This is a genomic window from Phnomibacter ginsenosidimutans (genome assembly GCF_009740285.1).
Taxonomy (GTDB): Bacteria; Bacteroidota; Bacteroidia; order Chitinophagales; family Chitinophagaceae; genus Phnomibacter; species Phnomibacter ginsenosidimutans.
In genome coordinates this window covers 3,761,221-3,783,915 of record NZ_CP046566.1, presented here as the reverse complement: position 1 = coordinate 3,783,915, position 22,695 = coordinate 3,761,221, and the positions used below count along the sequence as shown (strand labels likewise).

Here is a 22,695-nt window from a genome sequence, read left to right as displayed (position 1 = left end):
CGAGATATTAAATATCGGGCGAAACAATGAAGATGTTGCTTCGCCCGATAAAAATTAAAGCTGAACCGTAAGGCCGGCGTTTACCACAAAGGGTATAGCATTGAAGCCTCGGGCCTCATAAAACGTTTTGTTGGTGAGGTTTTGCGCATCGGCAAAAAAGCGTACCTGCTCATTCAGCTTGTATTCTGCGTAAGCATTTACAATAAAGTAGCTGTCGAGTGCTACATCTTTCACCTTGTAGCCGCCCACATCGTAGCGTTTGCTGGCGTACTTACCGGTTACACTGGCGTACAAGGCTTTCGTGATTTGCCAGCCGGCAGTAGCGTTGAGGCTATGCTTGGGACGACGCAGCAAATAATTGTAGGTGGTGTCTTTAAACGTCACACGGCTTTGTGCTATTTCTTGTGTAGAAAGCAAGGTGTAGTTGGCAGTGAATTTTACATCTTTTGTAATGCCAACAGCAGATTCAATTTCCAATCCTTTCACCCGCTGCTTCACAATATTGAAATACCGGAAAGTGTTGTTGTTGAAGTCGAGCCCATTGTCAATATCGCGGTCGAAGTACACCACCCGGTTGCTGATGCGGCCGTGTGTTTGCTGCAATCCCAGCTCATAGTTTTTCGACTCTTCGGCTTTCAATTGCAGGTTGCCGTAAGAGGAGTACATCTGGTAAAGCGATGGCGCTTTAAAGCCTGTGGCAATGCTACCAAATACCCGAAAATGCTGGTTGATGCTGTAAGATGGATTGAAAGTGTAAGTGGCGTTGCTGCCATAGCGGTCATGCACATTCAGTCGGCCACCAAGCTCAATATACAAACCCTTGTGTTGAAACAGTACAGAACCATAGGCACTGGCCTGGCTTACCGAAGTATCTCTAAAACTACTGGTGTAGGGGCCAAAAGAACTAATGGATAAAAAGCGGTTGTTCATATTGCTGAAGCGATAGTCAACACCATACACCGTGCTGAAACCTTTGCCCAGATTGATATTGGTGAAGAGCTCCAGGAACTGATTGCGGCCATAATATGCATCTTCACTGTACTTGCTAAAGCCGGGTACATGCGTACTGTCGTTGCGGTAAAAACGATCAATTTCGCTGTACTGATAATTACCCGTTACCGTAATGTTTTCACCTTTGTATTGAAAGCCGGTACCCGCCATCAGGTTTTTATTCTTCAGCGTGTAATCTCTTTCATCGTTGTAAGCGCCGGCATCAATATCAGAAGTGTATTGGTTGCGCTGTACAAATGTTTTCAGCAACCATTTGGCGGATGCCTGGTACTGAATGGCTGCATTTACAGCATCGCTGTTGTAGCCGTCTTTTTCAAAGTTTTTATCGCCAGCGAGGTCTTGTGCTGCGCTAAAACCATCAGTTTTCAGCTTGGCATAACGGGTGGTGTAAGTGAGTTTGCCCGCCTTGCCATACACCTGCAGGTTACCTCTGAATGTATTGAGGTTGCCATAGCTGCCGGTGGCTTTTACATTGAGGAGTTTGCTCACATCTTTTTTAACGGTAATGATATTGATGACGCCGGCAACAGCATCGCTACCATATAAGGTGCTTTGTGCACCACGGCATATTTCTACCCGCTCCACATCGTTGAGGCTGATGAGGTTGAGATCGAAATCGTTGGTGATAACAGAAGGGTCGTACACAGGTATGCCATCCACCAAAATAAGGGTGCGGCCACTGTTGGCACCACGCATGTACAGGGTTTGATTGGTGCCGGCATTGCTCAGCGCACCATTGATGGTAATGCCTGCCTGCTCGTTGAGCAACTGTGCTACGGTGCGGCCTGCGCTTTTTTCAATTTGTTCTCTGGAAATAATAGAAACAACTTTGCCTGTTTGGCTTTGTTTCTGCAACATTTTGTTGGCCGTTACGGTTACATCGTCAAGTGTTGACGGTTGTGTACTGTCGGCCCGTTGGCCAAAAGAAGTGGAAGCGAATACTACAGCGGCTCCCACCAATGCGAATCTCATGCTCATGTTTGAATGAGTTTGGTTGGTGATGAATTCCGCTTTCAGAAATGAAGTGATGAGAAGACACGAACGTGTGTTGCCTGCAGGTCAACGTGGTTGCGATGCATTCCCGGCTTTTCCTCCGAAAGCTATGGTTGCTTACTGCATCGGGCAGGTCTTCTGGCTTGGCCAATTGCTGACTGCCTTCCCGAACCATTGTTCAGTGGCATGGAGTGTAAGCAATGAAGTGCCTTCTGGTAAAAGAAGGGTGGCCTTACAGCTACGGGGATAGCGCCGGTCTTGCACCGAACTTCCCTTTTAATCACACAGCTGAAGTGTGTGAACCAAATGCATTGCAAATATGGGTATGGGCCTGAAATGCTTCCAAATAAACTTTTGTACAAACTTGTCAACAACGGGTCAAACGCTTGCTACGCTTGATGATTACCATTTTAAAAAGCGAACACTTGCCTGCACCTGGTCGCTGGTGCGGATACGTAAAATGTAAGTGCCGACACTCAGTGAGCCCGTGTACACTGGTATAAATTGTTGTCCTTTTACAGCATGCAAATGCCAGTTGGATATTTGTTTGCCGCTTGGGTCAAGCAGGTCTACCTGAATGTCTTGTTCAATGGCTGAGTATAAATCGATTTCAGCTTTGCTCGAAGAAGGGCTGGTTCTTACACCCTGCACCCTGGTGGTTTGTGTACTGTATCTTTTGAGCAGTACTATGTCGCTGGCAATTATTTTTCCATGCTTGTCTTTTGTCAGCAATCTATAGTAGTTATTGCCCGCTGCAGGTTGCTGGTGCAGGTAGCTGTATTGGCTATTGCTGTTGGGTTGTATGCCTTCGAGTGCTGTAAAATGCAAACCATCGGTTGAATGTTCCAGCACAAATTGCGCTACTTCTGCTGGTTCGTTGATGCGCCATTGCAACACGTGGCCCGATGAAGTAACACTGCCTTTGAACAGGAGCAAACGCAGTGGCAGCAAACTCTTGTATGAGAAGCCAATGGAGAATGGGCCAAACTCTGTAACTGGTTTTGAGTAGATGTATCCATTATCGGTATAATAGCGGTACTCAATAGGATAGCTACTCGAAAACTCTACAGCGCCAGCATAGCTGAAATGCCAGGTTGCAGGCAATACTTTTCGCACCACAGCCACATTGCACTCATCGCAGGGGTCAAAATAAAATTCATTGTTCAACCCCATCCAGTTGCCCGAACCCGGATTGATATACGGAATGGATACCCGTGCTTGAGTGGATTTATACGCTTGCTTTTCTACAATCCAGTGCTCAGGTCTGATGATGCTCATGGGATCGGCACCCATGATGCTGGGCACAGGGTGCTCGTATGGAAAATACTCTGCAATAAACAACGTGGTGCCATCGGCCGTAGTAGGCGCAATGCCCGGCGGACGATACGCCGGCGTTGGAAATACCTTGCCTATGGGGTAAATAAATTCATACGCCAATCCGGCTTTGTCAAATTCAATACCCAGTTGGCCGTTGACAAATGATTGTAAACCCGGCGGGCCTTGCACAGGATTTACAGCCGTTGATTTCAACGTCAGCAATCCAAGGTTGTTAGCATAAAAGCCTGAGTTGTAAGGAGGCTCAGAATGGGTGTTCACAATGCCTTTTTCCAGCGTAAGTATGTGCCGCACATTGGCTGCACTAAGGAGTGTAACGCCCTGCGTCACATCACTGCTATTATCGATACGCAGATCATAAAATGTTTCGTCAGCACCAACTGTTTGAATGGTTTGTAAGCTGGCACCTTCCATGTTTACACGGCCAATACCAGATTGAAAACCGGGTAAGCCCACTTGATTAATCCAATTGCCACGCAGGTAAATTTCACCACCCAGTTGCATGTCTACATGGCCCAATGTATCTGTTTCATTTGGTGCAGGTTCAATGGTAAGATTGCCCCATGTATTGAGGCGGGCTGCACCATTGAGGCCTAATGCCGCAAAGCTGAGTTTGCGCCGGATATTGATATCACCCGAACGGGCCGGCAGCCCTACATAGTAAGGTGACAAATGATCAATATTGGAATTTTTCAGCGCCTCTGGTTTTCTGATAAATACATTGGTGCTGTTGTCGGGTATGGTGCCACTGGCCCAGTTCATACAGTAAAACCAGTCTTCATCTGCAAGCCCTGTCCATATGCCTTCGGGGCCACGCAAAATCACCACGGAGTCGATGTCGCTGGCGGTGGGGCAACTACCTTCTGCAAAAGCAATTCTTCTATACCAGGTGTCTTGATAGATGGGGCCCGGCGGATCGTAGGAAACGGTAGTTGCACCTGAGATATCCGACCATGGGCCAGCAATTCCACCCTGGCTTTTTTGCCATTGGTAAGTGGGGTTTACGGCAGTGCCATCGCTGTTGGCTACCGCAGGATCAGAAATCATAATACCAGGATCGCCACCGGGGCAAATGAACTGCGACGGTGTAATGGCACCTGCCGTAAAAGTGGGCAGAATGCTCACGAAAATAGTGGTGTCTACAGGGCAGTTGGCAGCACCCACATACCCGGTGATATCAAATTTTACTACAGCTACTGTATTGCCTGTGTTGTTGATGGTTTCTGTAATGGTGAGTGGCGCATTGCCTGTGCCAGCTGCATTGGATAATGTGGCCGTTCCGGAAATGACCGAGGCCGTCCAGTTAAACTGTGTAGTGGCCAATGTTGGTGGAATGTTGGATGACAAAGAAACCGATACATTGCTGTTGTTGCAAAACACAGCGGGTACTTGTGTAGACGCCTGTATTTTAAGCGTTGGAAAAATTTGGATAGCAATGTCTACCGCACTGGCCGCACAAAGTTTGTGCAGCTTACCATTTTGAAGCCGGAAGGTATCTAAATCATACACCGTTGGAATGATGGAGATAAACGTTTTCTTAATGGTGTCTTCATAACTGGCCCTCGGGTTATTGAAAACCTTGAATGCAAAATTGTAATAGGTTTTATTGTATTCATTGCCACTGCTGCCCCAGTCTACACCTACAGGTACTACTGCACTGTCTGGCGCTACAAACAATGGGTTGGCAAACCAGTTGTAGCGTACAATGCCTGATGTGAGGTTATTCAAATTGGCAAAGAAACGCAAGGAGTCATTGGAGCAGTAAATCAAACTTTCCATTGCCGTTTTCGACGGATCAAAATCAACTGTTGGTGCAAAGTTGGAACCACTCGTTTCGTACATGCTCATAATAACCACATTGCTCAGCACAGTACCACAACCGTTATTGTCGGTTACAACAGCACGGTAAAATCGCAATGAGTCTTTTGAGTTGGCATCAAATTTTGGTGGCTTATAGTTGGGCTGTGTAGCAGGCTGGTTATCGGCATCTTTTGCTATATACTGCCAGCTGGCATTGGGAAAATTGATTGACAATGAATCTTGCCAACGGAAAGAGTAGTTGTAGCTACCACCCTTTGCATTTTCGGCACGTTGCAGCACTGTTGGTAAACTTACTTTACACACTTGCTGCATAGAAGGAGTAATAACGGGCGGTACCAATCTGGAGTAAACCGAGAACGGAATAGAATCATTTGTAATGCTATTACAACCAAAGCTATTGGTACCAATCACCACCAAGATATCTGTAAGAATATCGCCGGTAGTGTTGAGCAGTTTTGCATTAATACCAGTTCCGGTACCAGACATCGCCAATCCCCGTATGCCCGGGTTGAAACGGTGCCAAGCAAAACTGGTACTTGCCATATTGCTGCTAAAATTGAGTACGGTATTGGCCGCACTATCACAGATAGCCAACAGGGGTTGCACAGGCAATGTAGCAGGCGTAATGGTTACAGTGGGTACAGGATTAACAGTAATAACAACGGGGATAGTATCGGTATTGCAACCATTGAGTTTGCCCCAGAGCTGTACAGTAGTAGCAAGTGCTGCTGTGGTACTGTTGTGTAATGTGCCCGAAATAGTGTAGGTGCCGCCGGCACTGATTGGCGCACTGGCACCACTCAATGCAATGCCATTCGTATTGCTAATGCCTGCCACGTTGCTTCTGCTCCAGTAGTAAGTTGTAGCACCTACAATACTACCCGATTCAGATAATACTATGGGCGTGATATTGGTGCCCGAACAAATGGTTTGTGCAACAGATGGATTGGCATGCAACATGGGTTTTGGCGTAATATTGGCCACCAAATTAAAGTGACTGATACAGGCACCTGCACTGGCTTCAATTACATACGTTGCCGTTTGCGGACTACCCGATACGTTGAACAATTGTTGTACAATACTATCTGCATTGTTGCCCGCTGTGGCACCGGTTACACTGCCCGGTATGCCACTGGTAGCAGGCAATGCCCAACTGTATTTGGTGCCTGCGGGCACCAGTGTGCCCGGTGGAAGATTGGCCGGTGCTACAGCAAATTCACTACCACTACACACGGTCACCGATTTGTTGCTGATAGCCGGTGTTGGATTTACAGTTACCACCAAAGAAAATATCGTACTGCAATCTGCGTACGTGGCAGTCACTGTGTACGTAGCAGTTTGTGGTACACTGGTGGGGTTGTATAATACCTGAGAAAATGCGTTGGCATCGGAACGGCTGGTACCACCGGTTAACCCACCCGTTACCAAGGGCACACTCCAGGAATAGGTAAGGCCCGGAGGAACAATCATACTGGGTGGAGAGTTGACCAAATTGAGCAACACAGGTGCGCCACTACATACAGTTACGTTTTGCGGAGATGGAATAACAGGAACAGGGAGCACCAAAACGTTTAGGGTAAATGGATTGCCCGTGCACATTCCAGATCGGGGGGTAATCAGATAGCTGATGGGCTGCGGATCGGGTGTAAGATTGGTAAGGGTTTGTGCAAACAATCCAAGTGCACCACCGGCAGTATAGCCGGAGATGTTCATGTACAAGGCGGGGTCTGGAGCACTCCAGCTGTATACGGTGCCTCCAGGTATCACATTGCTTCCCTGAAACGGTGGCAACGTAAGCAGTTCGTTGCTACATACTGCAGTATCCTGTGTGCCTATAACCGGTACCGGAAACACTGTTACCAAAAATTCAACTGGACTGCTGTAGCAGCCGTTGTATTCGCCCACTACAGTTACGGTTGCATTGAGTGCCGCCGAACCATTGTTCACCGCGGTAAAGCCCATTATTTGTCCGTCTCCGCCAAGGCCTGCCCCAAAATCTGCGGTACTTGTCCAGGTGAAGTTTGTGCCTGCAGGCGTTGCACTAAAGCCAATACCATCTACGCCAAACTGGTGGCAAAACTGCTGTGTACTCACTGATTGTACCACAACTTGGGGCTGTACCAAAATGCTCACTTGCCCTGTCATTTGCTGGCTGCAGCTGCCGTTGCTGGCTACCACAATAAATTCTGCTGAACTTGTAAGAGCACCGGTATTTAAAATCAACATACCACCAGTGCCTGATACTGGGCTGCCCACGTTGGTACCATCACTTTGTTTTTTTAATTGGTAGCTCATGCCGGTTTGGGAGCTTGCCAGTACTATGTCTGCAGTGTTGTTGTAGCAAATGGTCGCATCCCCATCAATGGCAAACGCAGTGGGCATTTGGTCTACTGCTACCTCGGCTACCTGCGCCGTACTGGTACCACAACTATTAGCAGCCGCTACGCTGATGATACCGCTTTGTAAATAATTGCCTGCGGTTGCAACAATACTGGTGGTACCATCTCCACTATTGATGGTCCATCCTGTAGGAAGCGTCCATATATAACTGCTCGCTTTTGCTACCGCTGCAATCGTAAAGCTATTTCCGTTACTATTTTCACACACCGCAGTCGGGCCACTGATAAGCGTTGGCTGCGCTGGTTGGGTACCAATTTCTACGGTTGTACTACTGCTTACTGTGGGGCATCCACCAGTACCGGTTATGCTGTAGGTAACAGTGTAATTGCCCGGTGTGCTACTGGCAGGGGTAATTACTCCAGTACTGGTATTGATGGCCAAACCTGCGGTACTGGAAAATGTACCACCACTGGCGCCTGTCAGTGTAACGCTTTGTGCCGCTGAAGAAATACAAAACAAAGGCACTGAATAACTAATGCTTGGTGTGGAGGGGCATGTCCAGGTAATTTCTACCTGACCTCTGGCGCCAGCACCACCTGTGGCGTCTGAACCACTTCGGGTAGCACCGCCGCCGCCACCGCCGGGTATATGTCCGGCATTGCCTACCGATGTGCCCGAACCATTACCTCCGTTTCCCCCACCCGCCGGTGCTATGCCTCCTGCAGTACTACTGCTGGATCCATTGTTACCATTGGCACTACTGCCTGCCGATGAACCTCCGCCACCTCTTATGCCTAAGTCCAGGCCATCAGCACCATTGCCACCATTGTAGGTGCCGCCAGTACCACCAGTGCCTCCAAATGAACCTTGTGCGTATGATTTTCCGCCGATACCTCCGTTTGCAACTACTATTGGAGTACCCGCAATACTGGCAGCGCTGGCAGCACCTATGGTACCACTACCACCGGTAACTCCAACACCTCCGGCACCTACTGAAATTTGTACCACCGTGCCCGGTGCCACTGCATAATTGCTGAGGATGCTATATGCGCCACCACCGCCACCGCCACCTTGCCGGTTGTTGGTGGCAGAGCCGCCGCCGGCACCGCCGCCACCCCATGCTTTAATGGTGATGGCTGTTACGCCAACCGGAACAGTAAAATTGCCGTTGCTGCTAAAAATTTGAGAACCTGTTTGGCTAAGTACAATACCTGAACCAGCCACCCAAAAAACAAGTGTAGCCAACAACTGAAGGACGATATGGTAATAACGGGTCACGTTGAGCCATATTTATTCCAGCACTCTATGTGCTGCCTCCTTCCATGGGTACTCAGGTAGTAAACAAACGTTGTCTGTAAGTCAAAGCTTACACGCTGCAGTGGGTATTACATGCAGATATTTCCACATGTTAAAGGTACTGTATTTAGATGTAAAACCCTGTATAAACACTTGCATACAAAGGCTTTTACTGGTTTTTGATACCAGTCATTTCATTATTCAATCCCGATGCCTGCATACCACAAGCGCCCCGGAGCTACATTGAAAAAGCGGTTGGCTGCGGCATTGATGTCGTTGCCAAGACTGTATTTGGTATCCAGCAAATTGTCGGCGCCGGCAAATACATGCCAGCGTTGTTTTTTGCCCAGTTTGCCTTTATAGCCGGCCTTGGCACCCAGCACCTGAAAGGCAGTTGCCCTAAAGGTATTGGCGTCGTTGAGCATGATGCTGCTGTTGTGGTAATAGTTGGCGTTGAAGTAGAAGCCGTGTTTCAGTTGCAACAAGGCCCGCATGGCTATCGTGTTTTTGGGTACTCCGGGTAGTTGTTTGCCGTTGTAGTTTACACCGAGTTTGTTATAGTCGTTGTACGTAAAGGCGTTGTAAGTATGTGCAACCGAAACGTTCAGGTATTGCACCATGCTTTTGGGCATAAATCCATGAACGTAGTCTAGCACCGTTTCTACACCAGCCTGGCGGGTGCTACCGGCATTGATGTAAAAATCGCCACCACTCAGGTCTCGCTGTTGTACCAGTGTATTATTGAGGTTGAAAATAAAACCGGTACTGGTGAGGCTGAGGGTGTTGAACAAACGAATGGTTTGTGACAGTTCAACATTGTAGCCGGCTTCTGCTTCCAGATCGGTGCTGATGCGGCCCGTGCTGGGCAGCAACTCACTCACCGTAGGCGGCGAAAATCCTTTGCTCACCGTTACCTGTGTTTCCCAATTGTTTTTCCATTTGTAACCGGCACTCAGGCGGGGCGCTACTTCATTGTTATAGGTGCGTTCCTGTGTTACAATGGGCAGCGAAGACAAACGGGCAATCTTCACTTTGTTGATGTTGAGACTGGCGCCGGCATTGGCATAAAAGCCATTTTTCCATACCCATTCTACTTGCGTAAATGCAAAGCCGGTATAAAATGTTTGATCGTCATTCGTCAGCAAAGAATCTCTTTGTCCCAGCTTGTTGCGGCTTACCTGTGTATTAAAAAATCCGGCCTGAAATTCTGCGCCGCTTTGCCACTTGATGCTGGAGTTGTCGAGTTTTTTTTCATACGCAAAAACCGTACGGGCTCCCATGTGTGGTTCGCTTCTGTTTTCGTAGTTGCGGATGGCTGAGTTTTTAATCGTGGCAAATGAACCGTACAAAGCAGTGGTGTTGCTCCATTGCCCGTTGAGTTTGAGTTGGCTGCTGATGCCGGCCAATAAATTCTGTTGATAAATAGCAGCATTCACCTGCTGTGCAGAAGGAAAACCACCTGCAGCAGGACGGGCAGCTGTTGCATTGCTGTTGTACTCCGCCAATGTTAACCCACCCGGTGTTTGATAGTACATGTTGCTGTACAACAGGGTTGCTGTAAGCGTTTGTTTATCGCTGGCTTTCAGCTGGCTGGTCCATGCCAGTTGGTCGCGGCGCATGGCCGTTTGGTCACGGTAGCCACGGCTTTCATTGTGGGCATAGCTGATGCGGTTGCGGTTGGCTTTTTGTCCAAAGTTGACTGCTGCCATCAGGTTGAGTAAACCATACGAACCCGTACTGTATTCTGCCTGCACCAATGGCTGTTCGTTGCTGATAGATTCCAATAACACCAGGCCACCTGTGCCGGCACCATACATGCTGCTGGCTGGGCCACGCACAATAGTGGCGGTGCCAAAACTATTGCTGGTCATTTGGTTGAAATAGGTATTGCCACCGGCATCGGTGAGCGGCAGGTTGTTGTAATACATTTTGATATTGCGAACACCAAAGGGACTGCGCAATGAACTACCCCGAATGTTGAGGCGATAGCTGCCGGGCGACCGTTCTTCCATGCGAATGCCTGGCAAAGTATTAAACGCAGTGACCAGATTGCCGGGTGCTGCCAGTTGCAAAACATTGGTTTGATATCGCTTGATGCTGGCAGTGCTCAAACTGCGCTGCTGCAAGCCGAAAGGATTGGCCGTAATGCTGGCACTATCTGTGCCGGTGAGGGTATCGCTGACGATGGACTGCGCCTTAAGGGTTTGGAAAAAAAAGCATGCAATAAGGCAAACCCCTATTTTTAGTGGCATAAGAAAACGGGTAGTTAGTAAGTTGTAAAAATACAGGTACATGAACAATTCGAATAAGCTGGGTTTGTTTGACCTCACCATCATTGTGGTAAGTCTGGTGATAGGCATGGGCATTTTTAAAACACCAGCCGGCATTGCTGCCAAAAGTGGCACCGAAACTATTTTTTACAGTGCATGGCTTATTGGCGGTTTAATAGCAATGCTCGGCGCTTTTGTGTTTGCAGAAATTGGTGCACGATTGCCTGTGGTGGGAGCCTATTACAAAGTGTTTTCTTACGCATATCACCCTGCGGTTGGTTTTACTGTCAATACACTCATCCTCATCAGCAATGCTGCATCGCTGGCGGTGGTTACATTGATTGGGGCTGAGTACTGCAGTCACATGTTGTTTGATAAGCAAATGGGTTTCGCATTCAATGTCACTTTATCCATTGTAGCGGTTGGCATTTTCTTCTTTGTGAATTTGATGGGCTTGAAAACGAGTAGTCGTACCCAAAATATCCTCATGATTGTCAAGGTGGGACTCATCTTGCTGCTGATTGCCGCCATGTTTACCGGTCAGCAAGTAACGCCAACTGATTACAGCACCGACCCTATCCGCACCTACACCGGCGACAATGGTTTGCTGCTGTTGGTGATTAGCATGGTGGCGGTTTCTTTCACCTACGGTGGCTATCAGCAAACCATCAATTTTGGTGGCGAAGTGAGCAAGCAGGGCACCTTGCAAAAAGGTATTTTCATTGGTATCATCATCATCATTTTGCTGTACCTCACTGTGAATTATGCATATGTGCAAGTGATTGGCTACGACAACATGAAAAATGCCACATCAATTGGATCGTTGTTGTTTCAGGCTTTGTTTGGAAAAGTAGGCGGCAAGGTGTTCGACTTTGCTATGTTCATCAGCGTGTTGGCTTACGTCAATATTTTGCTGATGAGTAATCCACGGGTAATGTACGCCATGAGTAAGGATGGTGTACTGCCGAAAATATTCAGTTATCAGCACTCCAAAACCCAAGCGTTGGTGCCGGGTTTGATTACTTTTTCCGTGATTACTGTGGCCGTTACTTTTTTTGGCAAAGGAGTCGATAACATTTTGGGCTTCTCCATTTTTCTGGATAGCATGGGATTTATCACCTGTGCATTGGCATTGCTCATTTTGAGGTACCGAAAAGTAAATGATGAACTGGTGCAACCCGGCTTTATCAGCAAAATCATTCCGACTATCGCTGTTGTATTTATGCTCGCCTACGGAGTAGTTGCCACTGCTGTAGTGCTCGACAACTGGAAAGCTGCCCTCACAGGTGTTGGCCTGCTGCTGCTGTTTGTAGCGGTATATTTTGTGTTTATTCAAAAAAGTAAAACCGATGTCTGACTTAGACCTTTCGTATATCCTCAATCAACTGGGCGAACAACATGAAGAATACTTCAATGCGGTATCGCCACCGATAGTGCAAACCAGCAACTTTTTATTTGATACTGTTGATGATTTGCGGCAGGCTTTTGCAGCGGAGTATGATGCGTTTTTGTACAGCCGTGGCAACAATCCTACAGTTGAAATTCTGAAACAAAAACTGGCAGCGCTGGACGGTGCCGAAGATGCACTGGTATTCAACAGCGGAGCATCGGCTATCTTTTGTTCGGTATTGCCATTTGTAAAAAGTGGCGATCATATCGTAAGTGTGAAAGCCCCTTACACATGGGCACAGCGGTTGTTTGAAGTAATACTGCCCCGCTTTGGAGTAACCACTACATACATAGATGGCACCGCCATCGAACATTGGCAGGCCGCCACGCAAGCCAACACCGTGTTGTATTACCTCGAAAGCCCCAATAGCTGGACCTACGAATTGCAAGATTTATCGGCCGTGGCAGCGCTAGCCAAACAGCACAACATTGTGACCGTTATTGACAATAGTTACTGTACGCCCTTGTATCAGCAGCCCATCAAACACGGCATTGATTTGGTGCTGCAGAGTGCTACTAAATTCATTGGTGGCCACAGCGATGTGGTAGCCGGTGTGGTAAGCGGTAGCAAAGCCCACATGTCGAAAATATTTTACAGCGAATACATGACAACAGGCGCCGGAGCCACGCCTTTTCATGCATGGTTGTTGCTCCGTGGTTTGCGTACGTTACCCATCCGTTTAGAACGTGTTACCCGCACCACTCATGCCATGATTGCCTGGTTGAAACTACAGCCCTGGGTGTCCAATATTATTTATCCGCTTGATGCGCAGCATCCGCAATACGCATTGGCCAAAAGCCAAATGAAAGATGCCGGAGGATTGCTCACGTTTGCACTCGAAGTAAAAACGGTGCAGCAAATGGAAAGCTTTTGCAATGCGTTGAAACGGTTTCGTATGGCGGTAAGCTGGGGCGGTCACGAGAGCCTCATCATTCCAAAATGTGCAGGCATGCCTGCAGAGGATTTTGATGCCAGCAATGCCACACACCGGCAGGTGCGGGTGTACTTTGGGCTGGAAGATGCGGAGGTGTTACAACATGATTTGTTGCAAGCAGGAAAGCAAGCCGGTCTTAACATTCATTAACCTTCATTTGGTTAAGGCTATTGCAAAAAACCACATTCTGCTATTTCTTTTGAAACCGCTAACAACAGGTACTGCTGTGCTGTCAAATCTTTGGAACCATGCACAAAGTAGAGTGGTTCCAAAACAAACAAAAGCTAATCGGTATTCATGTACTAGGTTGGTTATTGTGGTTCTCGGTGCCCTACTTCAAAATGCTGGAGTTCTCAAACAGAGCAAGGCCATTGCCTCCGGAACTTCAAAAATTCGCAGCGAGTCTGCCTCGCTTACAAACCATTCCTTTTGAAAAAATATTGCTGGCAGAATTTGTACAAAACATATTGTTGATGGGTGTTTTTTACGGCCATTTGTACATGCTAAAAAAGCAGCTCTGGCGCAAAACATCAAGTGTCAAGTATGTCATTGCAGTGCTCTCTTTTGTTATATTGTTTATGATGGGCAATCATGTTGCCAGAGTTCGTATTTCGGGGCCCGATATACATCCGCCGTTTTATTGGCTCTATGCTTTTTTCAGTGGTTGCTTTATGCTTTTGGTAAGCGGAACATGGCACTTACTGATTGATAGATTGCAACGCCAGCAGTTGGAAAGAGAAAAGGAAAAAGAAAGACTGCAAACTGAGCTGAGTTTTTTGCGGTCACAAATCAGTCCACATTTTTTATTCAACGTGCTTAACAGTATGGTGTCCATGGCAAGGTTTCAATCTGCCAATCTGGAGCCAGCCTTGCTCAAGCTTTCGGGTATGATGCGGTACATGCTATATGAAACCAATGCCGCCAAAGTATCATTACAGCAAGAGATTAATTATTTGCAGCATTATCTCGATTTGCAAACCATGCGTTTTGCTGATGATATGCAGATACAATTTACTGTCGGCCATATTCCTGCTGATGCACAAATAGAGCCTATGTTACTTATTCCGTTTGTAGAAAATGCCTGCAAACATGGCCGGTTATCCAATGATACAAGTCATGTTACTGTAAATGTTTTTTGTGCTGACGGTTGTTTGCATTTAAATGTTGTTAATACCATTGGAGATAGCAATGAAATTAAAGCCATCGGCGCATCAGGCATTGGTTTGGCCAATGTGCAGCGCCGACTCGATTTGTTATATCAACATCAACATACGTTAACGATAATTCCTTCCCCTACTCATTTTCATATTCACCTCAAAGTTGACCTTTTATGATTCTAAACTGCATTGGCGTAGACGATGAAAAGCTGGCGCTGGATTTGCTGGCCGACAATATCCGGCAAGTACCTTTTTGCGACTTACACAAACATTTCGCAATGTGCACGAAGCCATGGCATACCTGCAATCCAACAAGGTTGATTTGGTATTTCTGGATGTGCAAATGCCCGGCCTCAGTGGTATTACACTGGCCAATAACCTGAAAGGAAAAACGCCCGTCATTCTATTGACTGCTTACGATACGTATGCCGTTGAAGCCTATGGTTTGGACGTGTTGGATTATCTGCTAAAGCCCGTTGCTTTCGATCGTTTTTTGCAAAGCTGTTTTAAAGCATATGAGTGGTATAACCGTTCAGGACAGCCAGTAAATGCTACGCTGGCAAACCGCACAGTAATGGATGCCGGCATGTATGGCGCCGACAGCGATCCGCGGTTTTTATTTGTGCATGTAGATTACAATTTGGTGCGCATTGAACTCAACGACATACTTTACATTGAAGCCTTTAAGGACTATGTAAAAATATTTTTGGAATCATCTGCCAGGCCGGTGGTAACCCGCATGAGCATGAAAGTATTGGAAGAGCGTTTGGGGCATTTTCATTTTGTACGCATTCACAAGTCTTACATTGTGTCGCTTACTAAAATTACGGCGCTGCAAAAAGGGCTGGTAAGTATGGGGCGGCAGGAGCTGCCCATTAGCGAAGGCTTTCGGGATAAGCTGTCTGAAAGCATCAAACGAATGAATGTATTGTAGCTAAACCTTTAGCGTAAGTTTTAAAAGCAGCAGGCGATTTGTCTGCTGCTTTGTTGTTTTTGTCCTTTGCTTTGTGTTGATTTTAAAAGGATTGCCCAATGTTCATGGCATAAAGAAGCCAGCCTTGAAAAAGGCCGGCGTGCAATTTGTGACTACTACCAATATTGTTATGTAAGTAAATTTTAGTCGTCTTCATTGGCTTCCTCAGTGGGTAAAAACTGACGCATATCGTCGAAGCGCAATGTGGTGCTCCTGCCCAATCCTACAATGCCTTTTCCTTTTACTGAAAATGCAATAGCGCCTTCTCTTGCAGTACCCTCAAAAGCTGTTTTTTGTGTCCACACATCTGTGCTGGCATCATACTCCCATGTAGTATTGAGGTATGTGGTATTGATGCCCGTAGTAACGTATGCTTTATTGTTGACAACGAATGCCACCGCCTGATATCGAACGATGTTGTAATCATCGTCATATTCTTCATCACTGATGTTGGCCATGCGTCTTTTTTCTGTCCATTTGCCAGTTGATGGATCATACATCCAGCAATCATCTACATTGATGCCGTTGTTGCTGCCACAAGCCAGATAGGCTTTGTTATCTATTACGAAAACAACAGGATCTACCCGCTTACTACCACCGGGGCTTACTTGCTGCGTCCAGGTATTGCTGGTTGGGTCATACATCCAGAAATCTTTCAGGTTGTTGCCATCAAAGCCGGCCACTACATAGCCTTTATCGGCAATGGCGAATGCACGGGCACCGTATCTGGCAGAGCCGCCAAAATCTGCCACCTGTTTCCAACTGTCGGTATCAGGATTGTATTCCCAAAAATCTTTCAATCTGTTTACGCCATCGTAACCGAGGCCTACGTATACTTTGTTGTTAGCTGCAAATGATACCGCACTGTTACGGGGTGTACCGGGGAAATCGGCTTTCCGTTTCCAGAAATCGAGGTCGGCATCATACACCCAAAAATCGGTAAGCCTGTTGGTGCCGTCAAAGCCAAGGCCGGCATACACTTTGTCGTTGAGCACGGTGCTAATGGCTTCCCCACGGGCAACCCCTTCAAAGTCAGAAATCTTTTTCCAGTTGCCCACCAGCTCATCATCTTCACTTGTGTCTTTCGTGCAAGCACTCATAGCTGCTGCACTTATCAGTATCAGTAAACTCCATTTCCAAATTCCAAATTTCATATTGGTTGATGATTTGTACAAACGTATTGGGCGCTGCTACAACACCTGCTGTATTTGCTATGAGCACAAGGTTTTAAGAGACAACTCGTTCTATTTAGCATTGCTGCAACAAATGCTGTACTTCATTTTTTGAAATGGATATATGCAGCATGAAAGCAAGTCTTTATCGCTTTTAGCAATTGCTGCCCAATGGCTGAGTGCTTTTTTGTACAAAACTCATTCTGTGTCAATTGTCAACAAATCATGCGGTATACTGCTAGCGGTACTGCTGGCAGCCTGCAACAAAGAAGTCGATTACATCAACAGCATAGATCCGATTGGAAATACCAACATTGTAGAGCTGGATTCGCTTACCGCCATTGGCGATGTGTATGTGCCCGATTCATTGTCTACATCTGCTGGCCTTAGCTATTTCAAAATGGGCTATCTGCAGGATACCGTGTATGGAAATGTATTGTGCGAACCTGTGTTCAGAATGACCGTTCCTGCTGAACTGCCTGAGCTAACCAACAACAGTATTTTCGATTCGGTTGCACTCATCATCAAACCCGACCGGTCGCATGCAGGCGACACCAGTGTGCCCATACAACTTGCTGTGTACAGGCTTGCAGAAGACATGCAGGCTACCAACAGTGTTTTTTACGCACACCATCGTTTTGCTACAGATGCACAGCCTTTGGGCACCAGTTCTTTTTGTACATGCCATATCGAAAAGACAATGACTCTGTGCGGATAGTGTTAGCACAAGCCTTTGGCGAAAGTTTGTTTGATATGCTGCGCAAAAAAAATATCAGCACTACCGATGTCAGCAGCTTTCAAAGCTGGCTGAAAGGTTTTGCCGTTCGTACGTTGTCTGCCAATAGCAACCTCATGTTGGAAGTTCCTAAAACTGATTCTGCCATTGTACTTCGGTTGTATTATCACAACGATGTAGGCCGGCCAGATAAACAAGAGGTCAGTTTCCCTTTGTCGGCTTCGGTGTACGGCTATTATGCCATGCACATCAACCGCACTACAGCAGTGCTTTCTGGTTTGCAGAAAAAAACAATTGCCACAGCGCCACGCCAGCAGTTGTTTCATCAAACCATGACAGAACTGAACACCCGGTTTTCATTTCCTGCATTGAAAGAAATGCTGAAAAATATGGCTGGTGCGCAAATTATAAATGCCACATTGCAGTTGAAACCTATCCAAAGCAATTTGGTGCAACATGCGTTGCCTGCTACGCTCAATCTCTACTATTATCATACCGATGGCTATTTGGAAGGTCCTTTGAAAGACGCCAACGATGCCACACAAACCGGCAGTTTGCAGCTGGATGTGTTGTACGAAAAAAACTCGCAGTACAGTTTTGATATCACTGCCTATATCAAACAGGAATTACTCAGCAACAGCTTTACCACTAAGCGCCTGATGATAAAAGCAGGAGGAGCTGGCGATGCTTTGCAACAGCTAAGCATGGGCATGCCAGGCAATACTCAATATACTTCACGATTAATCCTCACGTATGTTTCTTACAACAACAACTAAGCAATTATTGCTGCTGTGTTTTTGCTGTGCAGGTTTTACGGCTGCTGCACAGCCCGGCATCAACTCTTTATACAGTGCCTATGGTTTTGGCCTGATGGATTTGCGGGACAATAACGCCTACACATCTATGAGCGGTGCCGGCATTGCCCTGCGGGGTACGCATACCATCAATACACTCAATCCGGCTTCTTACAGTGCCATCAATGCGCATCGGTTGTTGTTTGAAATGTCGGTGCAGGGCTCTTCGCAGCAGTACGTTACCAGTACACAAAATTTGAGTGGTGGCGATATCAATTTTAAACGGGCGGCCATTGCTGCCAACCTGTTTAAAAACTGGACAAGCGTTATCAGCATGCAGCGGTTGTCGCAAGTTGATTATAAAAGTGTGAGTGTAAGAAATGTAGGTGGTTCGGTATCAAAAATTACAGATTATATCACCGGTAGCGGTGGCCTCAATCAAGCCTTTTTGGGCAATGCCTGGCAGGTGGGCAAGCATTTTTCTGTTGGGCTAAACACGGGAATGATATTTGGTTCGGTTAACAAAAAAAATCAGGTATTGGCAGGAGAGCAATACAACCTGACAGTAGAACAAAATGATTTTTACAGCCAGTTTTTTTGGAAGGCAGGTTTGCAATGGACGAGCCGGATTGGAAAAACTCAATGGACTGTTGGCGGCACTTTTCAACCAGCGCTGCAGTTAGATCGCATCAGCGATTATTACATAAAAGATGCCAACGAAACGGTGTTGGTAGAAGAAAAGGGAGGTACACAATCTTTTCAATACCCCATGCAATATGCTGCAGGTATCAGCATGCAAAAAGGCGGTTCTACTTTTTCGCTGGATGCTATAAGGCAACCATGGTCATCGGTCAATTACCGCGGCACCAATTTCAAAACCAAAGACGCCAGCAACTTTGCCCTTGGTTATCGCTATACCAAAATGGTGAACAGTTATTACGGCAAAATAGAAAAATACTCACTGAGTGCCGGGCTGCAGTTTGACGATGGCTATCTTGAAATTTACAAGGTGCCCATACGTACTTACTCAGCAACGGTAGGTATGGGTTTTCCGTCCCGCAACGGAACCGGTTATTACAACTTTAGTGTACGCACTGGTCAGCGGGGGCAGGTAGGCACTACGCTGGTGAAAGAAAAGTTTGTGGATGTGCACGTCAATATTTCGCTGGCAACACTCTTGTTTGTAAAAGGCCGGCAATACGATTAAGGAGTGCCGAACTGACACTGAGGCGCCAGTGTACAATATGTGGGAGCCTGCAGGCAGCTATTGGTGGCCCGTTCCCATCCGTTTTATCATGCGTTGAACGGGTGCACAGGCCACTTATCCAAAATCAGTAGGCTGAGCCCATGGCAGGGCTACATTTGCGCTATGAAGAAAATTGGATACCTGCTTTTGGGAATCATGGTTTTTCAAACAGCTGCTGCCCAGGAAAAATGGGATTTGCGCCGCTGTGTGGAGTATGCCATTGCCAACAACATTTCAGTAAAACAAACGGATGTGCAGGCCCGGCTCAACGAGCTGGTGTACCAGCAAAGCCGCGATGGACGCTGGCCCACTCTCAACTTCAGCACATCGCTGGGTGAGCAGTTTGGTCGCAGCATCGACCCCACCACCAACCAGTTTACCCAAAACAACATCACGTTCAGCAACATGAACATCCAAACGGGTGTTACATTGTTCAACTGGTTTAGCCAGAAAAATACCATTGAGGCCAACCGCCTGACACTGGAGGCCAGCAAAGCACAAACCAAAAAAGTGCAGGACGATATTGCCCTCAATGTGGCTGCCGCTTACTTGCAGGCCCTGCTGAGCAGTGAGCAAAAACGTACCGCACAGGTACAGGCAGCACAAACCCTGGAGCAACTCATCATTACCCGTAAGCGGGTAGAAGCCGGCTCGGTGCCTGAGCTTAATGCTGCCGAACTGGATGCGCAACTGGCCCGTGACAGCGCCGCCATTGTAACCGCAGAAAGTACTTACCGCCTCAATTTGTTGCAGTTAAAAGCATTGCTGATGCTGGATGCTGCCACACCCTTTGATATTTCTACTCCCAACATTGATGTGATTCCGGTGCTTTCGCTGACGGAGTTGCAACCAGATGTTGTATATGCCTCGGCAGTATTGGTTCGTCCATTGCAAATGGCCAACAAATTGCGCCTGCAGGCTGCCGAAAAAAATGCAGCAGTAGCTAAGGCAAGTCTGTATCCCACCATCAGTGCGTTTGGTAATATTCAAAGTGCTTATTCAAGTGCCTTGTCTCGCTTGCCCAAAGGCAATAACGTTACTACAGTTGTGCCTACACAGTCATTTGTTACAGTACAGGGCCAGCCTTATTTCGTAAGTACGCCGGTCTCCGTTCCTACGCAGTATGTCAATGCCAATTACTTCCGTCAGTTGGATTACAACTTCCGTCAGTCGGTAGGCCTGAGCCTGCAAGTACCTATTTTCAACGGGCATCAGGCACGTACCAGCTACAAGCGGGCACTCATCAATCAGGAAAATATTCAGCTGCAAATGACAGCCGACAGCCTTACATTGAAGCAGGATATTTTTACGGCGTATCAAAATGCTGTGAATGCACTGGCCACGTACAACAGCCGCAAAAAAGCGTATGAAACATCGGCCTACAGTTATAGCCTTGGCCAGCAGCGCTTTGAAGTAGGATTGCTGCCGGTATTTGAACTCATCACTTTGCAAAACAACATGCAGCGGGCATTGATTCGATCAGCTCACAGCCCGTTTTGAATTTGTTTTCCGTACCAAAATTTTAGAATTCTATCGCGGCACAGGCATTACCCTGTAGTGCGGTTCATCCTTATTTGCAACACAGCTTAAGCAACAAACATGAAGAAGAAAACGCTTTGGATTATCGTAAGTCTGGTAGTAGCCATCATTGCATTGGTGGTACTCAAAAAAACCGGCGTGATTGGTGAAAAAGAAGGTGTGAAGGTGGCCGTAGAAGACATTAGTAGCCGTACCATTATTGAAACAGTAAATGCCAGCGGCAAAATCTATCCTGAAATTGAAGTAAAAATGAGCTCTGACGTGAGTGGTGAAATCACCGAACTCACCGTAGCCGAAGGCGATAGTGTACGCCGTGGTCAGGTGCTGGCAAGAGTGTATGCCGATATCTACAACATCCAGCAACAGCAAGCTGCGGCCGTGGTAAATCAAAACCAGTTTCAGGTAGCCAACACCGAAGCACAATTGCAAGGTTTGAAAAGCGCCATGGATCAGGCACTGGCTCAATACAACCGCCAGAAAAAACTGCTCGATGGCAAAGTGATTAGCCGCCAGGAATTTGAAGTTGCAGAAAATACTTACAACAATGCCAAAGCCAGTTACAATGCGGCCCTGCGTTCTATCGACGCAGCCAAAGCACAGGTAGCCAGTGCACAGGCCAACCTGCAACGTGCCAGCAAAGACGTAAGCCGTACTACCATTGTGTCGCCCATGGATGGCGTGGTAAGTTTGCTGAACGTGAAGAAAGGCGAACGTGTGGTAGGTACAGCACAAATGGCCGGTACCGAAATGATGCGCATTGCTGATATGAGCCGTTTGGAAATACGGGTAGATGTAACAGAAAACGACATTCCCAAAGTACACATTGGCGATAGTGCGTTGATTTCAGTAGATGCCTATCTCAATCGTAAATTCAAGGGCGTTGTATACCAAATTGCCAGCAGCAATACCGGTGCCGTTACTGCATCAGCCTCTGCCAGCAGCAACGAAGTCACCAATTACAAAGTGTACATCCGCCTGCTGCCAGAAAGCTACGCCGATTTGATTGACCCAACCAAGCCACGCAGTTTCCCCTTCCGCCCGGGTATGACGGCCAGTGCCGACATCCAAACCAAAGTGCGGGCCAATGTGCTGAGCGTTCCTATCAATGCGGTTGCTACCCGTGACAAATCTGATAAGAAAGCCTCGGCTAAAAAAGAAGAGAAAAAAGAAGGCGCTGGCATGGATGACGCAGCACCAGTCAGTGGTGATGAAGATGAAAAAGACATTGTGGTATTTGTGTACGACAAAGCCACCACCACCGTAAAAAAGTAGTAGTGAAAACAGGTATTCAGGATACCCGCTACATCGAAATCACCAGCGGATTAACCAAAGGTCAGCAGGTGGTAAGTGAGCCGTACAACGTCATTTTCCGTACCCTCAACGATGGCATGAAAGTGATTGTGGTAGACAAGTCGAAACTGTTTGAAGTGAAAGAATAACCATTGACATTTACCTTTTCTGAATTTTTCATCAACCCCGCGGCTATGCTGTGGGGTTGATGCATTTTGGGATAAAAGGGACCTTTAAACAGCATTTGCTGGTGCCTGCTTTTTTCCGTTACTTTTGCCAATTGCCCTTTTCTAATGCCTTTTGCCAAAATGCAGTAGAAATTGAAGGCAGCAACACAA

Annotated in this window: 14 protein-coding genes and 1 riboswitch; of the genes, 10 read left to right on the top strand and 4 right to left on the bottom strand. The window is 47.0% G+C overall.

What is annotated here, in order from left to right; genetic code table 11:
- Nucleotides 1-54: 54 nt before the first annotated feature.
- The 3 genes from GLV81_RS16315 to GLV81_RS16305 form a co-directional block, all read right to left on the bottom strand.
- Nucleotides 55-1,989, bottom strand: a complete 1,935-nt coding sequence (locus GLV81_RS16315; RefSeq protein ID WP_157479813.1) for a TonB-dependent receptor plug domain-containing protein — start codon at nt 1,987-1,989, stop codon at nt 55-57.
- Between the two features lie 126 nt (nt 1,990-2,115).
- Nucleotides 2,116-2,326: riboswitch (cobalamin riboswitch) on the bottom strand.
- A gap of 80 nt (nt 2,327-2,406) precedes the next feature.
- Nucleotides 2,407-8,778, bottom strand: a complete 6,372-nt coding sequence (locus tag GLV81_RS16310; protein ID WP_157479812.1) for a PKD-like domain-containing protein — start codon at nt 8,776-8,778, stop codon at nt 2,407-2,409.
- A gap of 215 nt (nt 8,779-8,993) precedes the next feature.
- Nucleotides 8,994-11,048 (bottom strand): TonB-dependent receptor, encoded by a 2,055-nt coding sequence (locus tag GLV81_RS16305; RefSeq protein ID WP_197428628.1) that lies wholly within the window; start codon nt 11,046-11,048, stop codon nt 8,994-8,996.
- Nucleotides 11,049-11,088: 40 nt separating this feature from the next.
- Between GLV81_RS16305 and GLV81_RS16300 the strand changes: the two genes are divergently transcribed.
- The 4 genes from GLV81_RS16300 (at nt 11,089) to GLV81_RS16285 (ending at nt 15,541) form a co-directional block, all read left to right on the top strand.
- Complete coding sequence (locus GLV81_RS16300; protein ID WP_157479810.1) at nt 11,089-12,423, top strand: APC family permease; 1,335 nt, start codon at nt 11,089-11,091, stop codon at nt 12,421-12,423.
- Nucleotides 12,416-13,600: a trans-sulfuration enzyme family protein gene (locus GLV81_RS16295; protein ID WP_157479809.1), complete on the top strand. Its 1,185-nt coding sequence runs from the start codon at nt 12,416-12,418 to the stop codon at nt 13,598-13,600. Before GLV81_RS16300 ends, GLV81_RS16295 begins: the two co-directional genes overlap by 8 nt.
- A gap of 98 nt (nt 13,601-13,698) precedes the next feature.
- Nucleotides 13,699-14,784 carry a sensor histidine kinase gene (locus tag GLV81_RS21610; RefSeq protein WP_157479808.1) on the top strand — a complete coding sequence of 362 codons (1,086 nt, stop codon included), beginning with the start codon at nt 13,699-13,701 and terminating at the stop codon, nt 14,782-14,784.
- Between the two features lie 76 nt (nt 14,785-14,860).
- Nucleotides 14,861-15,541 carry a LytR/AlgR family response regulator transcription factor gene (locus GLV81_RS16285; protein WP_157479807.1) on the top strand — a complete coding sequence of 227 codons (681 nt, stop codon included), beginning with the start codon at nt 14,861-14,863 and terminating at the stop codon, nt 15,539-15,541.
- A 182-nt stretch (nt 15,542-15,723) separates the two neighbouring features.
- Here the strand turns inward: GLV81_RS16285 and GLV81_RS16280 are convergent, their stop codons facing one another.
- The gene (locus GLV81_RS16280; RefSeq protein ID WP_157479806.1) at nt 15,724-16,734 is read right to left on the bottom strand and encodes a Kelch repeat-containing protein; all 1,011 of its coding nucleotides are present in this window, start codon (nt 16,732-16,734) and stop codon (nt 15,724-15,726) included.
- Between the two features lie 223 nt (nt 16,735-16,957).
- Between GLV81_RS16280 and GLV81_RS21410 the strand changes: the two genes are divergently transcribed.
- The 6 genes from GLV81_RS21410 to GLV81_RS20735 all read left to right on the top strand — a co-directional run bounded on the left by GLV81_RS21410 (nt 16,958) and on the right by GLV81_RS20735 (nt 22,506).
- Complete coding sequence (locus GLV81_RS21410) at nt 16,958-17,470, top strand: DUF4270 family protein (RefSeq protein WP_197428614.1); 513 nt, start codon at nt 16,958-16,960, stop codon at nt 17,468-17,470.
- Entirely contained in the window at nt 17,461-18,264 is an 804-nt protein-coding gene (locus GLV81_RS16270; protein WP_197428610.1) for a DUF4270 family protein, read from the top strand. Before GLV81_RS21410 ends, GLV81_RS16270 begins: the two co-directional genes overlap by 10 nt.
- Entirely contained in the window at nt 18,242-19,489 is a 1,248-nt protein-coding gene (gene bamG, locus GLV81_RS16265) for a BamG family beta-barrel-assembly machinery protein (protein WP_157479803.1), read from the top strand. The genes GLV81_RS16270 and bamG overlap by 23 nt, the downstream gene beginning before the upstream one ends.
- Before the next feature lie 162 nt (nt 19,490-19,651).
- The gene (locus GLV81_RS16260; protein WP_157479802.1) at nt 19,652-21,028 is read left to right on the top strand and encodes a TolC family protein; all 1,377 of its coding nucleotides are present in this window, start codon (nt 19,652-19,654) and stop codon (nt 21,026-21,028) included.
- Between the two features lie 99 nt (nt 21,029-21,127).
- Nucleotides 21,128-22,339 carry an HlyD family secretion protein gene (locus tag GLV81_RS16255; protein ID WP_246186085.1) on the top strand — a complete coding sequence of 404 codons (1,212 nt, stop codon included), beginning with the start codon at nt 21,128-21,130 and terminating at the stop codon, nt 22,337-22,339.
- Nucleotides 22,340-22,341: 2 nt separating this feature from the next.
- Nucleotides 22,342-22,506: a hypothetical protein gene (locus GLV81_RS20735; RefSeq protein ID WP_246186084.1), complete on the top strand. Its 165-nt coding sequence runs from the start codon at nt 22,342-22,344 to the stop codon at nt 22,504-22,506.
- Nucleotides 22,507-22,695 lie beyond the last annotated feature (189 nt).